Origin of the sequence: Paenibacillus phytohabitans (assembly GCF_013141775.1) — a bacterium.
GTDB classification, from domain to species: Bacteria; Bacillota; Bacilli; order Paenibacillales; family Paenibacillaceae; genus Paenibacillus_AQ; species Paenibacillus_AQ phytohabitans.
Window position 1 is genome coordinate 54787 of sequence record NZ_WHOB01000029.1, and the last position, 23394, is coordinate 78180.

The following is a 23394-nucleotide window of genomic DNA, read 5'->3' on the forward strand; positions in this document are numbered from 1 at the left end:
CTCCCTGACATTATGTTTGTTTCATGAGTTAATCGTACTCTGTTTGTGTCAGGTTAACTACCAGGTTGATCTGCTGCTTTATAGCTATTAATTGCTTATCTTGGCCGCTCTGCCGGATGTCCGATCCTCCAACTAGACGAGAATTGCTGTTTACGTCAAATATTTGCTCTTTACTCACTGATTGCGGAATTCCAGCGGTGTCAGACCCGTGTCATCTTTGAACAGCTTGCTGAAATAATGCGGGTTGGCATACCCCAGCTCCTCGGCCACCTCGTACACCTTCCGGTTGCTCTCGCGCAGCAGCTTGCGGGCCAGGAGCATTTTTTTGGCGGTCATATATTCATTGAAATGCTGTCCGGTCTCCTTAAGAAACTGGCGGCTCAGATGGCTGACGCTGACATGAATCGCCTCTGCGGTCCGCACCAGCGTCACATCCTCCAGCAAATGCTCATCGATATAAGCCGTTGCCAGCCGGATAATTCCGCTCAGCTTCCCGCCGCTCACCGGCTCACGCTCCGCCGCACTTCTATAGGCCTCCGGCAGCTCCTCCGCTGTCCGGTGAAGTCCGCTGCAGGTATACGCCATTCGGATGCCCAGCATTTTGTACAACCCTTGTTCCAGCTGATCCAGATAACCCTGCATCGCACCGGCTCCCGCTTCGTCAATGGACGCCTTCTGCGGCAGCAGCCAGACCAGCTCCTTGTTCTCCCGGCTGAGCAATATCCCGCCCCATTCCCGGGAAGTATATTCCTCCAGATAATACCGGAACGACATAAAGCGGGCCAGCGCCGCCTGCGGTTCAATCCCTTCGTTCTCGGCCATGCGCAGAATAGCCAGCCGGTATCCCTCTCCATACAGGGTCTCCAGTCCATACTGCTGCCACTGCTCCAGCCAATTCTCCAGGGGGGCCTGTGTCTCAAACATCGACTGCAGGAATTGATCCCGGTCCTTATCGCTGTATCCCGGCACCTGCGGCACTGCCGCCTGATGAAGCTGCTCCAGGGTCCCCGCTGCTTTGAGCAGCGCTGCTGCAATCTCCTCGGCTGCCATCGTCGGCTTATGCAAATAATCAACGACTCCGATGCGGACAGCTTCTTTTACATAAGGAAAGTCCTCAAAGCTGCTGAAGAAGATAATCTGCACACTGGGGTACTGTTCCTTGATTCTGCGCGCCAGCTCCAGGCCATCCATACCAGGCATGCGGATATCCGTCATCACAATGTGAATCTCCTCCCGGGCCAGCACCTTAAGCGCCTCATGCCCGTTCGCAGCTTCGGCTTTCCAGGCAATGGCAAGCTCATCCCAATTCAGCATATAGCGCAGCCCCAGCCGCACAATGGTCTCATCCTCCACTACAAGCAAATTCCACATGCTTCATTCCTCCATTCGCGGCCGGGACGTATCTCCGTCCTCCGGTTGATAAGGCAAATATAATTCTGCCCGGGTTCCCTGGCCCGGACCACTCTTCAGCGTCAAGGTATACGGCGGTCCGAACCTAAGCCGGATACGGTCACGGACGTTGGCTACACCGATGCTTGAACCCGCGTTGCCGTCCCCATCAGGGGCTGGGCCCTGCTCTCTCTCGCCGTTGAGCACCTCCAGTGTATCCTGCGGTATACCGTGCCCGCTGTCCGTGATGGTGATCAGCAGCTCATCCCCGCCGTTCCCTGTTATCCGGGCCCCCACCTCAATCAGCAGCGGGCCTTCGATATCGAAGGAGCCGTGAAAGATCGCATTCTCCATCAGCGGCTGCAGAATCATCGGCGGGACCATCGCCTGCCCCGTATTCTCTTCAATCTGCCACTCCACCTTGAAGCGGTTCGTGTAGCGCAGCTCCATCAGCCGCACATAATGATGCAGCAGCTCCAGCTCCGCAGACAGCGGCACCAGCTCGCTGTCCAGCTTCATATTGGCATGCAGCAGCTTGTTCAGTGACTGCAGCAGCCGGGCGATGCCTTCCGACTGCTGCAGCACGGCCAGCATGCGGATGGAATTAATCGTGTTATACAGGAAGTGGGGAGCGATTCTCGCTCTAAGCGCATACAGCTCGGCCTCCCGCTTCTGCCGCTCCTTCTCTTCAATCGACTGGACCAGCACATCGAGCCGCCGCACCATCGTGACATAGCTGAGATGCAATTGGCCGATTTCGCCCTGGACCGGCGGAGCCGCCGGAGTGATGAACAGTCCCCGCTCTACGTCGCGCATGGAAGAGATCAGGCTGCGGATCGGCCTCGACAGATTCCGGGCCAGCAAAAGCGACAAGACGGCGGCGGCCACACTGAAGATCAGCACCAGCACCACGGTAAAGTTGCGGATCACATTCGCGTCGCCGAGCAGTTCTTCCCGGTCAATCATGAGATAACTTGTCCAGCCCAAATACTCGCTGTGCGCATATACACCGGTCGCCGCTGCCAGCCCGCCGCCCAGATCGGGCAGATTGATCAGGCCGCGGCTTGTCCCGCTGTGCGAGGACTGCTCTGCCGCAGCGCGGAGGAACCGCTCGTTGTCTCCGGTTTGTGTGGAATAGATCAGCTCCCCCTTCTCATCGGCCACAATCACATGCATGCTCTCCAGCTGGAAGGAACGGACAATCTTGTCCATGAAGTCAGGACGGATATCCACGGCTACTACTCCGGCCGGAGTGAAATCATCATTAAGCAGCACGCGGGAAGCAGTAATCGTGGGGAACGGAGCACTATTGAACTGCCGCTCCAGCCGCAGCCCGGAGATGAATACGCCTCCGCTCCGTTTGAGGGTCTCCTTATACCATTCCTCGTCTACCGGACTTACGGCTTCATTAATGGAGGAGCGGTCGCTAACCCTGTAGCCGTAGATATTGCCTTTGGTGCTGTAGAATACCAGACCTTGAATCGTGGAGAAAATCGAAGGATAAGTCACGAGCAGCTTGGCGAACTGCTGCTGGGTTTCAATCTCGCGGTAACCCCACTGGTCGCGGGGTACGTAAGGCTGGTTCAATATTTGAAAGATTTCCGGTGTGAAATAAGGAAAAGTGCTGAAACGGTCCACATCCTCCACCTGGCGCTGGATCGCCGCATTCAGCTGTCCGGCAATGACGCCGAGATCGGCGTTCACCCGCGACTCCAGCGTGCTGACCGATTTGAAATATGCCATCGTGCCGATCACAATCGACGGGATAATCCCAAGCATGAAGAAGGCGAGCATCAGCTTGCTCTGGTATGTTAAGTTGTTCCACCGCCGCATCATCAGCCTCTCCTCCTGGTCCGTTAAATTTTATTCAGTATAAAGGATTCTGCAGACTGCTGCATGGAAAATAACGGAGTAAATATTTAACATCCTCTCACTCCAGACTTGGCAGAATAGCCAAACCCTTGATATACAAGTATTTATATCTAACATATATATGCCGCAACTTAATTAGTTTAAATTCACCATTGTTAGTTTATCTGCCACAAGCGTAAGGTTGGTCATGGCTAACCGGAGACGTGCGGGAGTGCGGGAACCTAGCGCTGAGCTTATAGCCGCAGCAGAAGCAGCACAACTAATAACACAAGTGTGGTGTAGGACGGTCCCGGCCAGCAGTGAAATGAATGCGGCTTGTGAAGGCCGGCCTCAAAATGAAAATGTTGTACGTTTTGCAACTCGAACCTCCCAATAATGGAGGATTCCTAAGGATTGTTATACGAAATACAAGATTTTTCCCGCTTGGCCGCTTTCAGGAGAGAAAATGTTGCCTTTCGTACAACAATCCTGGATTAGAGCCGCTATCCTGAAGAAAATGTTGTATTTTCTGCAGGATTCTACAGCGTAACCCATCCGCTAAGCGCGGCAGCACAAAAAAAACCGCCAGACCGTTAGGTCTGGCGGGTAACTTTTTCATCGACTGCAAGGCTATAGGTTATACGCCTACTGTGCTTCTAATCGGCTCCAGCGCCTCGGAATGGCCGTACACCGGAACATCACGCTTGACCGGAGCACACCAGTTCACGCCGTTGATGATAACCTGCTGAATTTCCTTGTTGTAATAGGTTGGATAGGACTCGTGGCCGGGCTGGAAATAGAAAATATTCCCGCTGCCGCGCCGGTACGTTGATCCGCTCGGGAACACATTGCCGCCTTCGAACCAGCCGACAAAGATCAGGCTCTCCGGTGCAGGCACGTCAAAGTGCGCCCCGTACATCTCTTCCTGCTCCAGGTCAATATATTCGCCGATGCCTGCGGCAATCGGATGGCTGGGCTCCATCACCCAGAGGCGTTCTTTCTCCCCGGCTTCGCGCCATTTCAGATCACAGCTTGTGCCCATGAGCTTGATGAAGATTTTGGACATGTGGCCTGAATGCAGCACCACCAGCCCCATCCCCTCCAGCACGCGCTTATGAATCCGGTTCACTACCTCGTCACTCACTTCCTGATGGGCAACATGTCCCCACCATACCAGTACATCAGTGTTATTCAGCACTTCTTCTGTCAGGCCATGCTCCGGCTCGTCCAGCGTTGCCGTTCTCGTATCCAGTCCCGCTGCGCTCAGAAAAGAGGCCAGCTGTACATGTATGCCATTCGGATAGACCTGGCGGATTCGTTCTTCCTGCCGCTCATGGCGGTATTCATTCCATACGGTTACTCTGGTCACTATGGACACTCTCCTGTTTCAAAGGTGAATTTTACGGTTAAGTTAAGTTTTTGACTACTTTTTATACCTCTATCATACAAATCCGCAAGCAGGCTTTCTTCCTGTATTCTTGCTCAATTATTCCCGGATATTGTCTTGCGGTATTTAAGCGGAGAGATCCCCGTTGCTTCCTTGAATAAATGGTGAAAGGTCTTCCCGCTGCCGAACCCGGCCGCTTCCGCTACCGCTGACATCGGCAGGTCTTCGTTGAGCAGAATCCATTTGGCCTTATTCAGCCGGTATTCCGTCAAAAAAGTGACAAAGGTCATGCCCGTATTCTTCTTAAACAGCTTGGTGAAATAATACGGGCTGAAGCCCATGTAGCCGGCCACCTCATTCAGTGTAATCGCTTCCTGATAATGCTGCTCCACATAGCTGAAGATCCGCTCCAGCCGCTCCAGCGTCTCTCTGGACTGGGACAATGTGTCTTCCGAGAACTTGGGCTGCTTCTTGACCCTGCTCTTCGGCACCTCCCGCATAATAACCGTCAGCATTTCAAACATCCTGGCCTTAATCAGATAAGCGTAGCCTTCCCGGCGCTGTGTATCCTCCTCATAAATGCTCTCAATCAGAGCCTTTATACTGGCGGCAGCCCCTTTCGGCCACTTTGAACTGGAGAATTCCATCTCCGTGAACATATCCCGCAGCGGATAGTCATTGCCTCCCAGTGCTGCAACCTCCTGAAAGAAATTCAGATCAAACTGTATCACTACCCGCTCACTGTCAGGTGACGCCAGGAAATAATGCACATCTCCGCCGTTGATGAACTGCACTTCCCCCTGCTCCATGCGGATCGGCACATCATTGATTCCCAGATTCAGACTTCCTTTGGTTACATAGATAATTTCGATTTCTTTATGCCAATGCGGATAGGTCAGATCATCTCCTCCGCAGACCAGGCTGCGAAACGGAAAATGCTTGTCCACATCCGGAATTTCCAGATAGATATTCATAAGCGCGGCTCCTTGTCCGGGATATTGATCATTGCACACTCTATATTCATTTTAGAGAAATATGCCTGCCCATGCCAACTTAAAGTATAGGAGAGCCGCACTAGACCAAAGACCAGTATTATTCCCGCCTCCGGGTGCGTGTATTGTATGGATTTAACCTTTATACTGAAGAAGGTAAAATTTGGAGAGGGGTTGCCCTGATGTTACGACGAAGTATAAACGCGTGGAAAATGCTCATGCTTTCTTTGCCCAAAGGAATAATCGCTTTTGTTATTGCCATTACAGGCCTATGTGTAAGTCTGCCTCTGGTAATTATATGGGTTGGGCTGCCTCTGCTGGCCCTGACACTAACCTGGTGCCGCACGTTGATGATCAGCGAACAGAAGGCTGCCGAAGCCTGGTCTCACGGTAAAGGGGAAGCCGCGCAGCATATTATGCCAGAGCATCCGTCTGCCTTCCGCTGGGAAGGTCTGCGGACATTAGGATACCAGCTTCGCCAAGGCCAGTCGTACCGGGGAATTCTGTACAGCATACTGCAGCTGCCCGCAGGCATTCTGGGATTCACCCTTGCTCTTGCCCTGCCCTCGGTTGCCATTAGTGCCCTCCTGTCGCCTGTAGTCCAGAGAGTCAGTTCTTCCGTATTCTCCTATGACCAGAATATGCTGGACCCGGACGTCTTCGTGTTCCTGTCTGGTACAACACCGGATGAACGCTCCTGGATCGTATGCGGAATGGGATTTGTACTGCTGCTGATGCTGCCGTTACTGCTTTCGGGCCTTGGACGTTTGTATACTGCCTGGATCAACATGATCTCTGGAACACACCAGGATGTGAAAGCTCCGCTCGAAATCCTACATAACGCTTAGAGGTTCCACTTCTGACGAAGGTACTTCTCTCCGGTGTTGGGTGAAAATAAAGCATTAGAGGAATAGGTGATTAAACGCTATGAAAGAATGGCCAGCCCCTGAAAAATTATTTTTAAATTGAGACTTAAAATGAAGCAGCGGCAGAACAAGACTTGATAAATCAAGTCTTGTTCTGCCGCTGCTATTGAGTTAACGTTTTCCGTTAGCTTAACGATTGATTACTCGTCGATCCGTCACCAGTGAGTTTAAATAAATGTTCATTTCCACTTTTAGCAACGGGTCCTATACCGCCATCCTCCGTCTAATCATATAAAATCAGCCCGTCAAAAAAACTACTATAGTCGACGTACTCATCGCCCATGGTGTACCAGACTTCCTTACCCGTGCTAGTCTGAAGCTTGATATGGCCGAGCTTGTCGTCACCCATGAATTTCACGTTGTCTCCAGGTTCCAGCGAAAAGGCTTCGTCCGTGCCATCTTTATGAAATTGCACGGCAATTTTCTTTTTGATCGTTAAAGGCGTCGGTGGTTCCATCGGATAAAAATCCTGTTGCTCTTCATGGAGAGAATGTTCGGCATCCAGACGGAATACCAAATTACGGAACCAGGTCTGAAAGTCGTTGCTTTCTTTTGCGCTGACCACTCTCCCATGGCCGTCAAACATAGAGCTGCGTGCCGAGAAATCGGGAAGCTCACCCATTTGCTTGAGGGTTTCACCGTCATAGGTATAGAAAGATGTTGATCGTAAAGAGACCATCTGCGAATCCATTTGAAGTGCAATCTCGAAATACGGATCATCAATATCCAGATCGACAATATCCAGATATGGAAGCAGCTCACTGTCCACCTCCATAGTGATATTATTCACCTTCAGCTTGAAGGCTCCTAATTCCATTGCCGGCGATATTAACTGGATCTCTTCTTCACGACCATCTCCGTTCAGATCCACGTTCATCTTCTTCTGTTTAAAGCCCGAATCGCCTATGTAACCACGTAAATGGACGTCATCTGTATGTGAAGGTTCGAGCCTATAGCCAGCGTATTTGGCTTCGTAGTCACGAAGTAGCGCAACGTTCTGTTTCTCAATCGGGCTAAGATGCTCTTTGTAGGCAGAGTCTGCATGATACCAAGGCTTGGCGGCAAAGTAGTCCTTCAAATCCTTCTGTTTAAATACATACCCATGCCTTGCAAATATCTCGTTGCGTGCAAGCTTCAGAATACGGTTGTCCAGACTGCCGATCTTTTCAGGGGACAGCAACGTATTCGAGCTGTCTTTCAAAATATATTCCCGTATTGCAACTGCAACAGTAGAAGGAGCAGCAGTTGTCTCACTTGCCGCAACTATATCACCAACCGCTCCTTCAGCGGCTTTCTCTTTTTCCGCATAAGTACACCCAGAAACGATTAATGACAGAGCAATTACCCCATATATAATCCGAAACTTCCAAAAATCCATTTTGTTGACCCACTTCGTCATATGAATTTGATTTGATAATCTTTTGACAACGGGAAGCGTTGTGCCGGCAGCTTAACCAGCAACGGCTACACCGTCCCCTGAGGGTCAGCATAGCCGTTGCTCCTAGTCCTAACAAAACTATAGCTTAATCTTCAAAACTACCTTCCGCACAGCCCCGGGCTTGCCTGCTTCAATCCCTGTCATATGTCCGTCCTGCGGATAACACACGATAAGAGCCCCCGGTCCTGCAGTTACCGTAGATTCTACTGCACCGGTGAAGAAGATCGCATCCTTCTCTGCGCTGTAGTCATCTCTTACGTCAAGCTGCTCTATGGCAGCATAGCCGATCCGCTCTGTACCTTCCAGAATATAATGCAGATCCAGATTCACGCGGTGCGCTTCCCAGAAGCATTCTCCGGCATCCTTGGTCTGATATTCGTTGATGAAATAGAACATCTCATCATTGACCTCATGGCGTCCGGCCGCTAGCCCGGTGAAATCGGTATCGCGCAGAAACTGCAGCCCCCTCTGGATCTTCTCTCCGTATGCAGCCTCATCTTTGAGCAAATGGCTAAGTGTATCAACAATCATGCCTGGAATCCCCCTGGAATCTCTGAATTATTCCCCGCCTTGCAGAATACCCAAATAATATATGATCCCGGCAGGCCCGGTCTATGTATTTGTTCACGTACTCCCCGCATATCTATTAAATAGTTACCTTTTAGGAGGCGGTTCAGTGCTTATTATTCTGATGTACATGTTTGCTGTGCTTGGCGTTTCGCTCCTGCTGTCAGCTGCGGTGCTTCAGTTCATACGGTCCCATCCCCAAGCACCCGGCCGGAAAGAGGCCATCCATGCCTTGTCCGCATTCAATCTTAAATTTCCCCAGCGGTTCATCACACCTGATGAATCCCATCTGATCGCCTTGGATGAGGCGGGCCAGACTATGGCCATCGGTCTGCTGCATCCCGGCAGGCAGGAGCCGGCGACAGCCACCACCTACACGTTCGACACCATTCTGGGAGCGGAGATCGTCGAGAATGCCTTAACGCTCAGCAAAGTCAGCAAGACCAGCCGGATTACGACCAGTGCGCCGAGAATCCGCCCCAGTGTAGCCGCCACCCCCGGGTTCGCAGAAGCTGTCCAAGCCATAAGCAATGCCGAAGAGATCAGCGAGCTGACGCTAAAAATCTATTTTAACAACGCGGATACGCCTGTCGTATCGATTCCCTTCCTGCCCCGGCTGCTGCCGGCCAGAAAAACAGATCTTCAGTACTCCGCAGCCTTTCTGGAGGCGCAGCAGGTGCACGAGAGAATCCGCAATATCGTCTCAGCCTGAAATCATGCTTAACGTGAGGCCGCTGTGAAGCTCTCCAAGGTCCGTCCTTGTCTTAGCTTACCGATAATCGTCAGCAGGAAGCTCTCCGCGAGACTGCCCTCCAGTATGGCGTCCGCAGCTTCATCCAGCGTGAACCATGCCGCATGATCCAGCTCAGCGCTCATTGCGCTTAGGTCCTCCGTGTCAGCCACACTGATGAAATTAAGCATCAGCGTATTGGAAGGGGCGAAATACTGGCTGCGCATATATTCATAAGCGATGATCTCAAGCCCTGCTTCTTCCTGCACTTCGCGGATCAGCGCTGCCTCGGCGTTCTCCCCTTTATTCACGTAACCGGCCAGCAGGATATAATCCTTGCGGTTATACTGCTGGATGAGCAGGATTCTATCCAGCTCCCTGTTCAGCACCGCTGTACTCATTGCCGTGCTGAACACCGGGAACCGGAACGCGGCACAGGACTCACAGTAGGGTACCTCCCCCTCTCCGTTACATTCCTTCAGGACCAGACGGCTTCCACATTCGAGACAAAACTTCAAGTGTATCGCTTCTTTCTGTTATGGGTATAGTTCAGACTTATTCTAAGCGATTGCTGAAGAACACACCAGCCGTAATTCAATACCGCACATAGACCGCTTCCCGGCAAAAAAAAGCCCGCTGCCGGCAACACGCGCAGGCAACGGACTTACAATTCTTCATTACTCGGCTGTAAACACATACTCGCCTTGAGCAATAGTGAGCGTACGGCCCGCCAGGCCCGGAGCATCGCCGCTTAGCAGCAGCCGGGTCATCTGCCGGTCTTCCCCGCGCCGGAATTCAAATACCTTATCGCCAACCGCGAGTGAAACGCTATCGCCGGGGGTTGCAGATGAACCGGCCTGGACTTCCGCCAAGCCGAAGATTTCTCCCCAGTGAGCCGCCGCCGCTGCCGGATCAGGTACGGAGAATACAGCACGGCGGACCGTCACTTCTCCTGCCGGATGTGGAACGATAATTCCCGCTGCCGTCAGCTCCTCTTCCCGCAGGGCATCGGTTCCCTTCCACTCGATTATGAAGGGATAGACCAGACCCTGATAATGGCCGCCGATGGTCAGCATGCGCCATTCAATCCACTGCCCCTGTGCGTTCAGCCGTTTGCCATCAAGTACGGGAGACAGCTTCAGGCCCTGCTTTTCCAGCGCTGAGGCGGTTGTTTCAATATCATCGGTGCGGATCGCTACCCTGCTGAACCCTTCATGATCAGGCAGCAGATTCACGGCATCCTTCACCACCAGATTAGGGGTATCCAGACTTGCCGCTAATTCCCGGTCCTCAATCGCCAGAAATTCGATGTAGTTCAGCCCGAAATAGCTTAGCGCGTTATGAGTCCCCCACAGCTTATGCGATCCGCCGTAGGAAGCGGCCAGGCCATTGTCCCTGAAGGCTCCGATGGCCTGTTCAAGATCATTGACATAATGCACGGTATGATCCCACTGCAGCGCGCTCATGACTTCACCTGCCCCAGCTCCGTTGTGCGTTTCACTGCAGCCTTGACACTGCGCTGAAGCCCGGCTGCGAAGTCACTGTCGTTCAGCTCATACAGCGCGTGAATGCCAACTCCGCCCGGAGAGTTGTTGATGTCCAGCAGCTGCCGGGGATGCAGTCCGCTGTGCCGAAGCATGGCTACGGCCCCCTCTACATTCTCCAGCGCCGTCGTCCATGCTTGTTCGCGCGGCAGTCCTGCTAGCACTCCGGCATCGGCCAGGGACTCGATGAAATAATAGACATAATTCGGCCCGGCCACCCCGTACCCGGTAAAGATATCAATCAGTGATTCCTCCAGATACTGCACCTTGCCGAACCCGTTCAGGAACTCCTCCACCTGCTCCTTATCCGCGAAAGCGTTCAGAGCTGCCCCGCTGTAGCCGAGTCCGGTATCGGTCAGCGTATTCGGGATCACCCGGATAATCGGGCGTTCTGCTCCAACGTAACCACCCAGCCTATCGATGGTCACTCCGGCGACAATGGACAGGACCGCCGCTCCGCTTGACGCATAGCTGGAGATGGCCGCGCCAACAGCTGCAAGATCATCCTGCGGCCGGACGGCAATAATGATCAGATCAGCTCCGGCAAGCTCCGCCTCCTGAGACTTGCCGGCTGCCCGCACGCCATAGGCAGTATTCAGATAGGACGTCCGTTCTTCATGAATGTCTGCCACGCTGATCTGCTCAGCCGTATAAGTACCCTTGCTGACAACGGCCCGGATGATCGCTTCCGCCATTTGCCCGCCGCCGATGAAATGAATTCTGCCCGCTGCCATATCAGTTGTTCTCCCAGGCATCCGGAAGGATGAAGCCGTCATATTTATCCTGGGCGTTGATGTAATCCTCGAACTCCTGCGATTCATACGCTGCCTTCAGATCCTTGGCCCACTGGGTATCCAAATCGCCCTTGTTCACCGTTACGGTTACCCGGTGCTGCTCCGGCGTGTTCTCAATCTGGAGCGCTTCGGTAATCTGCCGCTTGGCATTGGCGATATAGTTGCCGTTCACCACGCCGTAATCCACATCGGCCAGCGAGACCAGAATCTGCGCCGAATCCAGCGACTCCAGCTTCAGATCGTATTTGTCCGGCTCCACACTGCTGAGGTTGAAGTCTGTGGTCCCGGCATCCGCCTTGACCTTCACCCAGCCGAGGTCCTCCAGAATTCGTACCGCACGCTCCTGGTTAACCGGATCATTCGGCAGGGCAATCACAGAGCCGTCCTTCACTTCATCAAGCGATTGATGCTTCTCGGAGTAGAGTCCCTGCGGTGCGCTCGGCACGAAGTTCAGCACTGCCATATCCGCATCCAGTTCCGCGTTGATGCCTTCCATGTATGCCGTACTCTGGAAGATGCTGGCGTCAATGGAGCCTTCCTTCATCGCCGGATTGACCTGCATGTTCTGGGAGAAGGTTTTGATCTCCACCTTGTACCCTTCCTTCTCCAGAATCGGCACAATGCCAAGCCGGAACTGCTCTTCATAGGTGCCCACGCCAAAGCCGACAACAATATCCTTCTTCTCTTCTCCTGTAGCCGTTTTGTTCCCGCAGGCTCCCAGCACGACCGACATCCCCACCAGAACCACAGCTGCCAATTTCTTAAGCTTCACGATATTTTTCATTATTTGAACCCCTTTTCATATGTGAACTCATGCGGAATAGAATCACGTAATGCCTGTAAGGAACGATCTTCTACGGTAATCGGGATCGCGCAATTGGGTGCAAGCAGGAACGGCTCGTCCGCCATCAGGCGCAGGGCGAATTCAGCCTGTGCACGGATGCGCCCGGGATCATGGGCTGCGAATAAGGCATGATCCACTCCCCCCACCTTCGTCGGCCTCAGCTCTGCATGCAAACCGGGATTACCCGGTGCTGCGGTATCCCAGCTGATGCCCTCAATGGGATAATTATTGAACCTTTCCGGCTGCGAATAGGCACCGCAAGTATGCAGAATCCTTTTGCCATAACCGGCGGCTTCCAGCACCATCTCATCATACGGACGGGACAGCTCCTGAAACGCTGCTTCATCAAAAACCCCCGGATGAGCGGTGCCGGTCACCGCATAAAAAATCCCGTCCAGCCCCCGTTTGCCCAGCTCCTGCACATAATCTGCCAGCGTCAGGGCGATGGCCTTCAGCGCTTGATGTACACCAGCCCGCTCCTCCTCTAGCAGACTTGCCACGGTCACCGGCTCACGGCTGCCATAAACCGTGTCACCAGCATAAGCCGACTGGCCCGCCAGAAACAGCAGCACGGTAAGCGGCGAGAAAATGGTCTGGGTCAGCGGAGTATCCGGCAGGCCCTGGCGTATAAGGCTTACAGCCTCTAACTGCTCGGCCAGCGGCGCTGCGGCCGCAGCCTGCTGCGCCTGTATATTCCAGACATCCTCCGGCCTCCGGATCACCGCACGGGTCTGCTTGGGAAATACCGTACGGTAATCCGCGGAATCATAGGTGTTGCCCCATGTCTCTGCGTAATACGTAGCCCGCGGATTGATTTTGACCCAGTCCCAATCGAATTGCTTCGTATAAGCTACTGTACTCTCTGCAAGATCACCGGCATTACTCTCCCGGTCTATGAAATGGCGCCAGCCGCTGACAATCGGCCGATCGGCCCGCTCCCCTGACAGCAAGGCCGCAAAACGCTCCTGTCTCGACCACTCTCCCATATGTTCTCCCCCTTCTGGATGCAACACATTGTCTCCGAAATATTAAATAAATAGTTATTCTATCGGATTTAAATGAATTGGCCGTATAATAGCATGGGGAAAAATGAAACGTCAATGAGATATCCATCACTTTCATGAAATATTTCATAAACCACTGGATCGTTAAATAACACATTGACAGGGCCTTTCCATTAAAGGTATTATGCGCAGTAAATAAATCAATCGGAATAATCAGGAATATTCAGGAAGATCTAGATTACTTGAAGAAAGCGGGGCTATACATCCATGCCATTATTAACGCAAGATCAGGAACAGCAGCTGGCTCAGCGTTTGATTCAGGTGCGCCGGGAGCTCCATCAGCAGCCGGAGCTGTCGAACGAGGAATTTCAGACCACAGACAGGCTGCGCCGCTGGCTGGCTGAAGCGGGAATTACTGTGCTTGATCTTCCGCTGCAGACAGGGCTGATTGCCGAGATTGGCAGCGGCCATGGCCCGGTCGTTGCCATCCGTGCAGATATCGATGCTCTGCCTATTGAAGAAGATACGGGGCTCCCCTTCTCTTCCGCGATTCCCGGCAGGATGCATGCCTGCGGGCATGATTTCCATACGGCAGGCATCCTCGGGGCAGCGTACCTGCTGAAGGCACAGGAGAGTGAGCTTGCCGGGACCGTCAGAATACTGTTCCAGCCTGCGGAAGAGACCGGGCACGGAGCAATAGCCGTACTGGAATCCGGCGGGCTCCGCGGAGTAGATGCCATTTTTGGACTGCATAATAACCCCGACCTGCCAGCAGGCTCATTCGGAACACGCAGTGGTGCACTTACTGCCGGTGTAGACCGGTTTGTCATTAAGGTTCTCGGCAAAGGAGGACATGCAGCTCAGCCGGAACGCGGCCAGGATACGATTGTAACAGCGGCGCAGATCATCACCTCGCTGCAGACAATCGTGAGCCGGCTTACCAGTGCGGTTGAATCGGTGGTGGTCAGCGTAACCCGGATACAGGGCGGCAACACCTGGAACGTCCTGCCCGGCGTTGTAGAGCTGGAAGGCACAGTCCGGACGTATAATGAAGCCATCCGCCAAGCCGTGCCACGGCAGATCCGGCAGATTATTGGAGGGGTCGCTGCCGCTGCAGGAGCTGAAGCACAGCTTGAGTGGATACCCGGACCGCCGGCAACGGTCAATGACCCCCGCTGGGCCGGGTTTGCCGCAGCGACTGCGGCCCGTCTTGGCCTCACTGTCTTTGAGCTTGATCCGCAGATGGGGGGCGAGGATTTCGCTTTTTATCTGCAGCAGCTGCCGGGCGCTTTCGTCAACATCGGTACCGAAGGGGTTTACGGCCTTCATCACCCGCGCTTTGACGTCGATGAATCGGCGCTGCTAGAGGCAGCACGCTATTTCGCAGAGCTGGCTGCTGCGGCCCTGAAAGAGCTGGGGAATTAATCCCCCATTCTAATGGCTTCTGCCGGCGCATGTTAATTTCCAAGAAATCACACCCTTTTCGCTGCTTGCGGACAGGGTTTCTTCATGTTATGTGGAATACACTACAAGGGGGCCCGTCCAACACGGGCATCATCACAACCAAGAGACGGAGGGAATTACAGTACATGAACATCATTAATTTCGCGCATCGCGGCGCATCCGCAGTCGCCCCGGAGAACACAATGGCGGCATTCCGCAAGGGTCTGGAGCTTGGCGCAACCGGCATCGAGACAGACGTACAAATGACGAGTGACGGAGCAATCGTAATCATTCATGATGAGAATCTTAGCCGCACCACTACAGGCAGCGGATATGTGAAGGATAAGACGCTTCGTGAAGTGCTGGAGGTCGATGCGGGTTCCTGGTTCAGTCCTGAGTTCACGGGAGAGCGGATTCCGACACTGGATGAGCTGCTGGATCTGCTTCAGGGACGTGAGACAGTACTTAATATTGAGCTGAAGAACGGCACGTTCCTTTATCCCGGTATGGAGGAAAAGGTAATAGCCGCTGTGCGGGAGCAGGGCATGAGTGAGCGGGTAGTCATCTCCAGCTTCAACCACTACTCCCTTGCTTATTGCAAGTCGCTGGCACCGGAGATCCGCACCGGCATACTGTATGGCGAAGGCTTATACCGTCCGTGGGATTATGCGGCTACGCTTCAAGCGGATGCTCTGCATGCCCATTACTCTTCCGTTCTGCCGGAGTTCGTCACCGATGCAGCGGAGAGCGGAATCGTCTATCATCCCTGGACTGTAAATGATCCCGAACAGATGACCTATCTGATTGAGGCCGGAGTGGCCGGCATCATTACCGATCACCCGGATGTACTTGCCGGGCTGCTGGCAGCCAAGGGATTATAGTATTGGCAAAAAGGCCGGAGTGGCTGCTGCTTCCGGATCAGGAGCCGTCTGAAGCACTCAGGCAGCGGCCGCACCAAACAGAAACGGATACCTTCCTCTAAGGGATGGTATCCGTTTTTGCGTAAAGCTATCACTGTCTTATACCAGGCTCGTAGCTGGCTCATACCTGTCTCACACCTGGCTCGAACCTGTCTCACACCTGACTCGTACCCGCCTCATACCAGGTTCATTGCTGGCCCCGGTATTAATGTTGTACGTACTGCAACTTTGCTTGCCACCTGCCCAGCTGTCCTTGAGAATTGTTGCACGAAATACAAGAATTCTCCCGCTAATCGGCTTAAATGAGGGGGAAATGCTGTATTTCATACAACATTTGATGATTAGGGCCGATTTCATGAGCAAAATGTTGTATTTTGGGCAGGATTTCACAAGCTATTGGGCTCTGGAGCTGCTGACCAGCTTCACAGGAGGAAGACTATTCTCCTGCTTATGGACCGCATAACGCCCGCTGCCCAGCTGCTTGGCATTGTACATAGCGGAATCAGCTTCCTGGAGCAGCCGCTTCCGGTCAATTCTGCCTTGGCTCATTGTGATGCCGACGCTCGCGGATACGAACAATTCATGCGTCTCCAATTTGTAATTCCGGGTGATATTCTCCAGAACCTTAAGGGCCAGCTGCTCCGCATCCTTGCGGCTGCAGCGTTTGGCGACGATGACGAATTCATCCCCGCCCACCCTGAATATATGCCGTTTGCCTTTACGCGAAAATTGCTGCAGACTGCCGCCAACGGCTTCCAGCAGCAAATCTCCCGCATGATGGCCGAGCGTATCATTAATCGATTTGAAGCGGTTAAGATCCAGATATAATACCGCAAGCTGTTCACCTGATTTGCAGTGATCCCAGAAATGATCCATTCCATTCTTGTTGAGCAGTCCGGTTAAGGTATCCCGGTAGGCCAGTTCTTTCAGCTGCTCGCGCTCTCCGAGGAGCATACGCACACGCAGGAACAGGTACAATATTCCGGCGAGCGTAAGCACATAGAGTGCCATAGTAATAAACAGATTGCTATCTTCAGCGGTGAACCCCGACAAAGTTCTCTTGCCCAGCAGATGCATGCTGCCAAGACCGGCACTAATAACTAGTACAACCAGGCTCGTGCGGACCGCGCGGGCTCTTTGGTGACATTTGGAGAAATTCCGCGTCAGCCTGAGGATGCTGTACACCGTTAATACTCCAATGAGAATAGATAATACAGCCAGTATATAATTCCGGGCCTCTTCCAAATTACTCTGCCCTCCTTTGATAATCATATGATTTATCGCTTTTAAGCGCTACTGTACAGGGTTAGTCTGAACATATTCTGAACATTTCCGGCAGGTAAGGCCGGACTTTGCATAAATGCTAAGAATATTATCGGCAAAAGCTGCAGGATTTGCGATGGTATGTTCTGGGACATATGGAAGAGAGCCGCCCTTTGCACGGGAGACTCTCTTGTATTCCAGAATCGTCCAGACTGTCTATTCGTTCATATGTTCCACGCCATTGTACAGTTCGCAGGTCCAGCCGCCGGCATCTCTGATTATACGGGTAATTGAAGTATTCTTCAGCACTACACTGAGATCCAGTGAGGGAACAAGTCCTGTCAGCGTACTGCGCAGAATGGCGCCATGACTGACTATGAGGACATTGCGCCCCGGATGGCGGGCGGCAACCTCTTCAACGGCCCGGACACCCCGCTGCTGAGCCAGGTCCCGGCTTTCCAGCTTCATATCCATCGTCTTCCACCCGCTGCCGAACCGCTCGATCCGTTCCTTCTCCGTAGTCCCTTCTATTAACCCGCCGTTCATTTCCCGTATCCCCGGGATCAGACCAGCCAGCGGTATACCCAGTCTCCCGGCAATGACCTCCGCCGTCTGTCTGGCCCGCAGCATATCGCTTGAATAGATATAATCCCACGATTCACCGCTGAGACGCTCTGCAAGTACGGCCGCCTGCCGGAAGCCCTCCTCGTCCAGAGGATTATCCGTGTGGCCCTGTATCCGGCCTTCCTGATTCCAGAGTGTGCTGCCATGCCGAATCAAGCCTATTCTTGTTATCATCGCTTCCCGCCTTTGTGCCAATATCCGTAAGTGATTTAATTATAATCGAACAGCCCGCTCTATGCATGTTCCATTGACGGTCAAGAGAGCCCGCTATATTATAGTATTTCAAGTGCTTCTTTCTGGAGTCCATTCCAGATTCATCCTAAACTGCAGTTAACCTGCTACAATCTGAAGGAGATTTCGTTTACTATGAGGTTTACTATGAAAAGAATGTCCGTCCTCTTCACCGCTTTCTGTCTGCTTGCTGTCCTTCTGTCGCCCCTGCAATCCCGGGCCGCTGCGGCGGCACCAGCCAAACTTACCGTCTATGTTGATAAGGAGAACCATTCGTTCATTCCGCTAAGATTCCTGAACGGCTTCGCCGGCATCCAGTCTGTAGTAAGCTCTGCTGGAGGCCAGATCCAGGTAACACGGGATGATTTGTCTGTTACCTTCACTCCAGGCACGGCCGGAGCCGCCGTCAACGGCAAGCCCGTTACCCTGGGCGAACGTCCCTTTAGCGAGAATGGCATGACTTATATTCCGTTGTCTCTCGTCAGCCAGACGCTTGGCATACAGCTCCAGTGGAATAAAGATTCCGCATCGCTCAAGCTCACGAGCGGCGAGGCAACAGCCACCCTGCCCGTGCAGAACGGCGCCCTGATCAAGAGCGGTACGCCTGCTGTAGTCAGCGGCAATCATACATACAAGGTCGGTGGGCGTTCCTTCGCCGTGCAGACCGTTACGGTCTCCCTGCTGCATCCGTCAGTGAAGCTGGATGCCGTCCTTGCCGGAAATACTGTCGGCAAGACAGAAGCGCTCGCCAGCATCGCTAAGCGCAGCAATGCCGCAGCCGCCATCAACGGCACCTTCTTCGATGCCTACACCAAAGGCACTTATTATGCTCCCTACGGCTATATTATCAGCGGCGGCAAGATGCTGAAGAACAGCCCAGGAGACAAGCGGACGGTCTTTGCCTATGACAGCAACCTTCTGGCTGAGCTGATTCCGGGCAGTGAATTCAAGAACCGCTTCGACAGCGGCTCCATTCAAGGTGCATTGCAGGCAGGCCCGCGGCTGCTGGTAAACGGCAAGGTATCCCTCAATGTGCTCGCCGAGGGCTTCAAGGACCCTAAGATACTGACAGGCGGAGGCTCCCGCAGCGCGCTGGGTCTGACCCGCGACCACAAGCTGATTCTGTTGACCTCCGGCGGGGCAACCATTCCCCAGCTGGCAGAGATTATGAAGCAGGCAGGTGCGTACCAGGCGATGAATCTGGATGGCGGAGCCTCCAGCGGCCTCTACTATAACGGCAAATATCTGACTACACCCGGCCGCCTGATCAGCAACGCATTGGTCGTCCAGACCAAATAATATCCGGCTATAAGCATCTATATGGAGGCATTTCTCTCATCCTGAACAGGCTGGAGAAATGCCTTTTTCACGTTCACCAGCCTGGAATTCATCCACTGATTCCGTAAATCAGGCAGAATAAGGAATCCACCTGCGGGGGATAATACAGCCAAAGAATCCAGAATCCAGCAGAAAGGAGCCCCCGAAGATGCCGCAGAATCAGCAGAAAGGCCGGAAGACAGGCAAAGATCCCGTGGAAACCTCTGTACCCGCACCGCTCCCGCTGAACTCCTCACTTGAGGTGAATTTGCAGGAAATCGGAAAGCGGATCGGCAGCAGCTCGGATATCGTCATCCGCAACTTCACCAATGAATCCTTGAGCTCCCTTTCCCTTACATTTATATATATTGACGGCCTGGTGAATGCCGATTCTGTCAACCAGACGGTGCTCCAGCCCTTGATGGAGAATGTGACGCTGAAAGGAGATTCAATTACCGCCGAAGCTGCCTTCAGCATGATCAAGGATCAGATGCTGCCGGTCGGGGGCGTCAAGGAAGGCAAGACGCTGGAAGTGCTGCTGGCTATGCTTTTTGAAGGCTATACGCTGATTCTGTTCGAAGGACTTCAGGTCGCACTGGCCGCAGACACCTCCGGCTGGGAGAAGAGAAGCATTAACGAGCCGACCTCCCAGGGTGTCATCCGCGGTCCGAAGGAGGGCTTCACGGAAAGTCTGCGCACGGGCACCTCCATGCTGCGCCGCCGGCTCAAAACTACCGATCTGCGGATCGAAGAATATAAAATCGGCCAGCGTACCCAGACCGGAATCGCCATCATCTATTTGAAGGGCATCGCCAGCGAACAGGTGCTGACAGAAATCCGCCGCCGGCTTGATGCCATTAATACGGATGCCATTCTGGAGAGCAATTATATTGAAGAATTCATTCAGGACGGCGGCTTGACCCCCTTCCCTACCATCCAGAACACCGAACGTCCCGATGCGGTAGCCGGAGGCATTCTGGAAGGACAAATCGGGATTATTATTGACGGCACCCCCTTTGCCCTGCTGGCGCCGTCTACCTTCTTCAACTTCTTCCAGTCCAGTGAAGACTACTACCAGCGGTATGATATCTCCTCCTTTCTGCGGCTGATCCGCTACGGGGCTTTCTTTGTATCGATGCTGCTGCCCGCACTCTATATTGCAGTCACTACCTTTCACCAGGAAATGCTGCCGACCACCCTGCTGATCAGCCTGGCTGCCCAGCGTGAAGGGGTGCCGCTGCCGGCACTGGCGGAAGCGCTGCTCATGGAGCTCACCTTCGATGTACTGCGCGAAGCGGGGGTGCGCATGCCGCGCACCATCGGACCGGCTATCTCCATCGTCGGCGCGCTGGTGCTGGGTCAGGCTGCTGTTCAGGCCGGGCTTGTCTCGGCGGCTATGGTCATTGTGGTTTCTTTTACGGCCATCTCGAACTTTGTGATTCCGTCATTGGCGATTGCCAACTCCATCCGGCTGATCCGCTTTGTAATGATGTTCATCGCTGCATCGCTTGGCTTATTCGGAATCATGTCCTTCATGATGGTGCTCCTGATTCATATGGCGGGACTGCGTTCCTTCGGCGTTCCCTATCTGTCTCCGGTAGCGCCGATGATTCCGCGATATCTGAAGGATATCTTCATCCGCGTTCCGCTCTGGAGCATGACCATGCGTCCCAAGACCGATCTCGGCAAAGAAACCCGCAGACAAGGACCGAACCAGAAGCCTCAGCCCGTTGAAGGGGCGAACCAACCAGCACCGGAACAGCCGAAGCCTCAGGGGGAGGGTCCAGCATGAATGGAAAAATCGGCACCACCCAGGCAGCCATGCTGATTGTTAATACGATCCTGCCGACGGCTACTGTCGTGCTGCCCATCATTATTAGCACCTATGCGGAGCAAGATGCGCCAATGGCGATTATTATGTCCACCTTGGCCGGGCTGCTTATTGCTGCAATTGTCGGGACTGTGATTCAGAATAACAATGGCGCTCCTTTTCTGGACTGGGTCAGGGAGAAAAGCTCTCCGGTTGTATCCACCATCCTCGGTCTGCTGATGCTGCAATTCTATCTGGATACCACGGCAACGATTCTGCGAGAATTCGTCAATTTCATCAAAGACAATGTACTGATCAACACACCGGTCACCGTACTCGTGATCCTGATTCTCTTCATCACGATATATATGGTCAGACAAGGCATCGAATCCATCGCCAGAGTGAATACCCTGGTCATTCTGCTCTATTTCGTCTTCGTCCCCCTGTACCTGTTCGGGTTGTTCAGCGATCTGAATGTGCATAATTTATTGCCGATGTTCGATCACAACCTGGCTGAATTAACGCTGGCCAGCCTGACGCCGACCACCTGGATGTCTGAAGTGGCCGTGCTGCTGTTTCTGGCTCCTTACCTGCAATATCCGCAGAGAGCGCGGATTATCGGCTGGACCGGACTGCTGTTCGTCTCTGTTCTGATGATGTTCTCCCTGATCACGGCCCTGATGGTGTTCGGTCCGGATTTCATCAAGCTCAGCGCCTATCCGGGCTTCTCTACCGTGGGCATTATCAGGATCGGACGTTTCATAGAGAAGCTGGATATTCTATTCATTTCTTATTGGGTGCTGTCCATCTATCTGAAATTCGCGATCTTCCTGTTTGTGACAGTAGAATGCTTCAAGCAGACGTTCCGGGTGAGCAGCAGCCGGCCTTTTATCGGAGCGCTTGGTCTGCTCATCGCGCTGGAATGCCTGTTTACCTGGCAAAGCTCGGCCAAGCTTAACATCTACAATAAGGAAGGACGTTTTGTGGTCTTCTTCCTGTTCAATGTGCTTGTGCCGCTGGGGGCTATCCTGCTGTACCGGGTCCACAAGTCAAGGTCCAAGCGGAAGGGGGTAGAAACATGAATACACAGAGAAAGGCGCTGTGCCTCATCCTCTGTCTCCCGCTTCTGTCCGCCCTTCTCTCCGGCTGCTGGGATGACCGGGAGCTGAATGAGCTGGGGGTTACCTCCGGTTCGGCCTACGACTGGGAGAATAACGAGTGGAAAGCTACCTATCAGGTCATCAACCCCTCTTCCGGTGCAAGCGGGATGGGCGGCAGCGGAGGTGGAAGCACAAGCTCACCGCCGTTTGTCACCTTTACAGTAAAAGGGCGGACGATTATGGAAGCGATCGAACGGACCAATCTGACCAGCACGCGCGAGATGTTCTTCTCCCATTCACGGATTACGGTTATCGGGGAAAGTCTGGCCAAGCATGGCATCAATCAGCTGATCGACATGTTCCTGCGCAAGCAGGATGCCCGGGAAACGGTATATGTATTTATTTCCAAAGGCGAAGCTGGAGATATTCTGGATCAGCTGATGCAATTGACCAAGAATCAGGGCTCCGGCATCCAGCTCATGATTGAACAGGAGTCGCGGCTGCTCTCCTATTATCCCGGCACCCGCCTGTTTGAGCTGGCGATGTCCCTCGCCTCTGAGTCCGGGAGTGCGGTATTGCCGGAGATTCTGCTTACAGGACCTGGAATTATGGATGAGACCAGTGAGACCGGCCGGACAGATCTGCCTTCACGCCTGGCGCTGGGCAGACTGGGTGTATTAAAAGGCGAGAAGTTTGTAGGCTGGCTTAGCCAGAAACAGGCCTTCGGCTTGTCTTTTATGACAGACAATATCGAGACTGCAACCATCGCATTCGCTTCCCAGCCCCGGAAGAGTGACAAGCTCGACGCCTCGTTCATTCTCCAGAATTCCTGGACTAATGTACATCCCGTCTGGGCTAAAGACCATTTCATCATGGATATAGATATCAAGGGCAGCGGGGTATTAACGGAGCTTGGCAGCGTTATGGATCTGAATGACCGTAAAGCGATCAGTGAAATGGAAGCATCCCTCGAACGGCAGGTACTCGATCTCGTGAATAACTCCTGGACGGAGGTTAAAAAGCTCGGCGCAGATGTCACAGGCTTCGCGGTAAGAGTCCACCGCAGCGACCGCAAGCGCTGGAAGCAGATTGAGAAGGAGAAAAGCTGGGACAGCGTATTTCAGGAGATTGAGATCCGCCCGCATGTCTCGTTCCAGATTGAACGGACAGGCCTCAGCAACAAATCGTTCAAGTCTGTCCAGCAAGAGTAAAGGAGCTTC

General features: G+C 53.3%; 21 protein-coding genes. 8 read left to right on the top strand and 13 right to left on the bottom strand.

What is annotated here, in order from left to right:
• Positions 1-174: 174 nt before the first annotated feature.
• The 4 genes from GC101_RS11945 to GC101_RS11960 all read right to left on the bottom strand — a co-directional run bounded on the left by GC101_RS11945 (position 175) and on the right by GC101_RS11960 (position 5601).
• Positions 175-1371 carry a response regulator gene (locus GC101_RS11945; protein ID WP_171717451.1) on the bottom strand — a complete coding sequence of 399 codons (1197 nt, stop codon included), beginning with the start codon at positions 1369-1371 and terminating at the stop codon, positions 175-177.
• Positions 1372-1374: 3 nt separating this feature from the next.
• On the bottom strand, positions 1375-3225 hold the full coding sequence (locus GC101_RS11950; protein WP_246354305.1) for a cache domain-containing sensor histidine kinase: 1851 nt from the start codon (positions 3223-3225) through the stop codon (positions 1375-1377).
• A 652-nt stretch (positions 3226-3877) separates the two neighbouring features.
• A complete protein-coding gene (locus GC101_RS11955; protein WP_039309665.1) occupies positions 3878-4609 on the bottom strand; it encodes a ThuA domain-containing protein in 732 nt (243 codons plus the stop codon).
• Positions 4610-4722: 113 nt separating this feature from the next.
• Positions 4723-5601 carry an AraC family transcriptional regulator gene (locus GC101_RS11960; protein ID WP_171717452.1) on the bottom strand — a complete coding sequence of 293 codons (879 nt, stop codon included), beginning with the start codon at positions 5599-5601 and terminating at the stop codon, positions 4723-4725.
• A gap of 200 nt (positions 5602-5801) precedes the next feature.
• Here GC101_RS11960 and GC101_RS11965 point away from each other — a divergent pair, with 200 nt between their 5' ends.
• Positions 5802-6467, top strand: a complete 666-nt coding sequence (locus GC101_RS11965) for a sensor domain-containing protein (RefSeq protein ID WP_171717453.1) — start codon at positions 5802-5804, stop codon at positions 6465-6467.
• A 301-nt stretch (positions 6468-6768) separates the two neighbouring features.
• Here the strand turns inward: GC101_RS11965 and GC101_RS11970 are convergent, their stop codons facing one another.
• On the bottom strand, positions 6769-7923 hold the full coding sequence (locus GC101_RS11970) for a YARHG domain-containing protein (RefSeq protein WP_171717454.1): 1155 nt from the start codon (positions 7921-7923) through the stop codon (positions 6769-6771).
• 138 nt (positions 7924-8061) lie between these two features.
• Positions 8062-8514, bottom strand: a complete 453-nt coding sequence (locus tag GC101_RS11975; RefSeq protein WP_171717455.1) for a NanQ anomerase/TabA/YiaL family protein — start codon at positions 8512-8514, stop codon at positions 8062-8064.
• A gap of 145 nt (positions 8515-8659) precedes the next feature.
• On the opposite strand from GC101_RS11975, the gene GC101_RS11980 reads away from it, so the two are divergent.
• The gene (locus GC101_RS11980) at positions 8660-9262 is read left to right on the top strand and encodes a hypothetical protein (protein ID WP_171717456.1); all 603 of its coding nucleotides are present in this window, start codon (positions 8660-8662) and stop codon (positions 9260-9262) included.
• 8 nt (positions 9263-9270) lie between these two features.
• Here the strand turns inward: GC101_RS11980 and GC101_RS11985 are convergent, their stop codons facing one another.
• The 5 genes from GC101_RS11985 to GC101_RS12005 all read right to left on the bottom strand — a co-directional run bounded on the left by GC101_RS11985 (position 9271) and on the right by GC101_RS12005 (position 13448).
• Positions 9271-9798, bottom strand: coding sequence for an NAD(+) diphosphatase (locus tag GC101_RS11985; RefSeq protein WP_171717457.1), 528 nt, complete (start codon positions 9796-9798; stop codon positions 9271-9273).
• Positions 9799-9957: 159 nt separating this feature from the next.
• Complete coding sequence (locus tag GC101_RS11990; protein WP_171717458.1) at positions 9958-10746, bottom strand: VOC family protein; 789 nt, start codon at positions 10744-10746, stop codon at positions 9958-9960.
• Positions 10743-11558: a pyrroline-5-carboxylate reductase gene (gene proC, locus GC101_RS11995; RefSeq protein ID WP_171717459.1), complete on the bottom strand. Its 816-nt coding sequence runs from the start codon at positions 11556-11558 to the stop codon at positions 10743-10745. Before proC ends, GC101_RS11990 begins: the two co-directional genes overlap by 4 nt.
• A 1-nt stretch (position 11559) precedes the next feature.
• Complete coding sequence (locus GC101_RS12000) at positions 11560-12402, bottom strand: MetQ/NlpA family ABC transporter substrate-binding protein (protein ID WP_171717460.1); 843 nt, start codon at positions 12400-12402, stop codon at positions 11560-11562.
• Positions 12402-13448 (bottom strand): uroporphyrinogen decarboxylase family protein, encoded by a 1047-nt coding sequence (locus GC101_RS12005; protein ID WP_171717461.1) that lies wholly within the window; start codon positions 13446-13448, stop codon positions 12402-12404. The genes GC101_RS12000 and GC101_RS12005 overlap by 1 nt, the downstream gene beginning before the upstream one ends.
• 285 nt (positions 13449-13733) lie before the next feature.
• Here GC101_RS12005 and GC101_RS12010 point away from each other — a divergent pair, with 285 nt between their 5' ends.
• A complete protein-coding gene (locus GC101_RS12010) occupies positions 13734-14891 on the top strand; it encodes an amidohydrolase (protein WP_171717462.1) in 1158 nt (385 codons plus the stop codon).
• Positions 14892-15055: 164 nt separating this feature from the next.
• Positions 15056-15790: a glycerophosphodiester phosphodiesterase gene (locus GC101_RS12015; protein WP_171717463.1), complete on the top strand. Its 735-nt coding sequence runs from the start codon at positions 15056-15058 to the stop codon at positions 15788-15790.
• A gap of 432 nt (positions 15791-16222) precedes the next feature.
• On the opposite strand, the gene GC101_RS12020 is transcribed toward GC101_RS12015, so the two are convergent.
• Both GC101_RS12020 and GC101_RS12025 read right to left on the bottom strand, forming a co-directional pair.
• Entirely contained in the window at positions 16223-17074 is an 852-nt protein-coding gene (locus tag GC101_RS12020; RefSeq protein ID WP_171717464.1) for a GGDEF domain-containing protein, read from the bottom strand.
• Positions 17075-17308: 234 nt separating this feature from the next.
• Positions 17309-17890: a histidine phosphatase family protein gene (locus GC101_RS12025; RefSeq protein WP_216626577.1), complete on the bottom strand. Its 582-nt coding sequence runs from the start codon at positions 17888-17890 to the stop codon at positions 17309-17311.
• A 204-nt stretch (positions 17891-18094) separates the two neighbouring features.
• Here GC101_RS12025 and GC101_RS12030 point away from each other — a divergent pair, with 204 nt between their 5' ends.
• From GC101_RS12030 to GC101_RS12045, 4 genes are all read left to right on the top strand, one after another.
• Positions 18095-19246, top strand: coding sequence for a phosphodiester glycosidase family protein (locus tag GC101_RS12030; RefSeq protein WP_171717465.1), 1152 nt, complete (start codon positions 18095-18097; stop codon positions 19244-19246).
• 187 nt (positions 19247-19433) lie between these two features.
• On the top strand, positions 19434-21056 hold the full coding sequence (locus tag GC101_RS12035; protein WP_171717466.1) for a spore germination protein: 1623 nt from the start codon (positions 19434-19436) through the stop codon (positions 21054-21056).
• On the top strand, positions 21053-22156 hold the full coding sequence (locus tag GC101_RS12040) for a GerAB/ArcD/ProY family transporter (RefSeq protein WP_171717467.1): 1104 nt from the start codon (positions 21053-21055) through the stop codon (positions 22154-22156). Before GC101_RS12035 ends, GC101_RS12040 begins: the two co-directional genes overlap by 4 nt.
• A complete protein-coding gene (locus tag GC101_RS12045) occupies positions 22153-23385 on the top strand; it encodes a Ger(x)C family spore germination protein (RefSeq protein WP_171717468.1) in 1233 nt (410 codons plus the stop codon). Before GC101_RS12040 ends, GC101_RS12045 begins: the two co-directional genes overlap by 4 nt.
• The last annotated feature ends 9 nt before the right edge of the window (positions 23386-23394 follow it).

Coding starts and splice junctions, on each gene's coding strand:
- GC101_RS11990 (WP_171717458.1), bottom strand. CDS start 10,746: ATGAGCGCGCTGCAGTGGGATCATACCGTGCATTATGTCAATGATCTT.
- GC101_RS11950 (WP_246354305.1), bottom strand. CDS start 3,225: ATGATGCGGCGGTGGAACAACTTAACATACCAGAGCAAGCTGATGCTC.
- GC101_RS11970 (WP_171717454.1), bottom strand. CDS start 7,923: ATGGATTTTTGGAAGTTTCGGATTATATATGGGGTAATTGCTCTGTCA.
- GC101_RS12030 (WP_171717465.1), top strand. CDS start 18,095: ATGAAAAGAATGTCCGTCCTCTTCACCGCTTTCTGTCTGCTTGCTGTC.
- GC101_RS12035 (WP_171717466.1), top strand. CDS start 19,434: ATGCCGCAGAATCAGCAGAAAGGCCGGAAGACAGGCAAAGATCCCGTG.
- GC101_RS11960 (WP_171717452.1), bottom strand. CDS start 5,601: ATGAATATCTATCTGGAAATTCCGGATGTGGACAAGCATTTTCCGTTT.
- GC101_RS11965 (WP_171717453.1), top strand. CDS start 5,802: ATGTTACGACGAAGTATAAACGCGTGGAAAATGCTCATGCTTTCTTTG.
- GC101_RS12025 (WP_216626577.1), bottom strand. CDS start 17,890: ATGATAACAAGAATAGGCTTGATTCGGCATGGCAGCACACTCTGGAAT.
- GC101_RS11945 (WP_171717451.1), bottom strand. CDS start 1,371: ATGTGGAATTTGCTTGTAGTGGAGGATGAGACCATTGTGCGGCTGGGG.
- GC101_RS12005 (WP_171717461.1), bottom strand. CDS start 13,448: ATGGGAGAGTGGTCGAGACAGGAGCGTTTTGCGGCCTTGCTGTCAGGG.
- GC101_RS12010 (WP_171717462.1), top strand. CDS start 13,734: ATGCCATTATTAACGCAAGATCAGGAACAGCAGCTGGCTCAGCGTTTG.
- GC101_RS12000 (WP_171717460.1), bottom strand. CDS start 12,402: ATGAAAAATATCGTGAAGCTTAAGAAATTGGCAGCTGTGGTTCTGGTG.
- GC101_RS12015 (WP_171717463.1), top strand. CDS start 15,056: ATGAACATCATTAATTTCGCGCATCGCGGCGCATCCGCAGTCGCCCCG.
- GC101_RS12045 (WP_171717468.1), top strand. CDS start 22,153: ATGAATACACAGAGAAAGGCGCTGTGCCTCATCCTCTGTCTCCCGCTT.
- proC (WP_171717459.1), bottom strand. CDS start 11,558: ATGGCAGCGGGCAGAATTCATTTCATCGGCGGCGGGCAAATGGCGGAA.
- GC101_RS11975 (WP_171717455.1), bottom strand. CDS start 8,514: ATGATTGTTGATACACTTAGCCATTTGCTCAAAGATGAGGCTGCATAC.
- GC101_RS12040 (WP_171717467.1), top strand. CDS start 21,053: ATGAATGGAAAAATCGGCACCACCCAGGCAGCCATGCTGATTGTTAAT.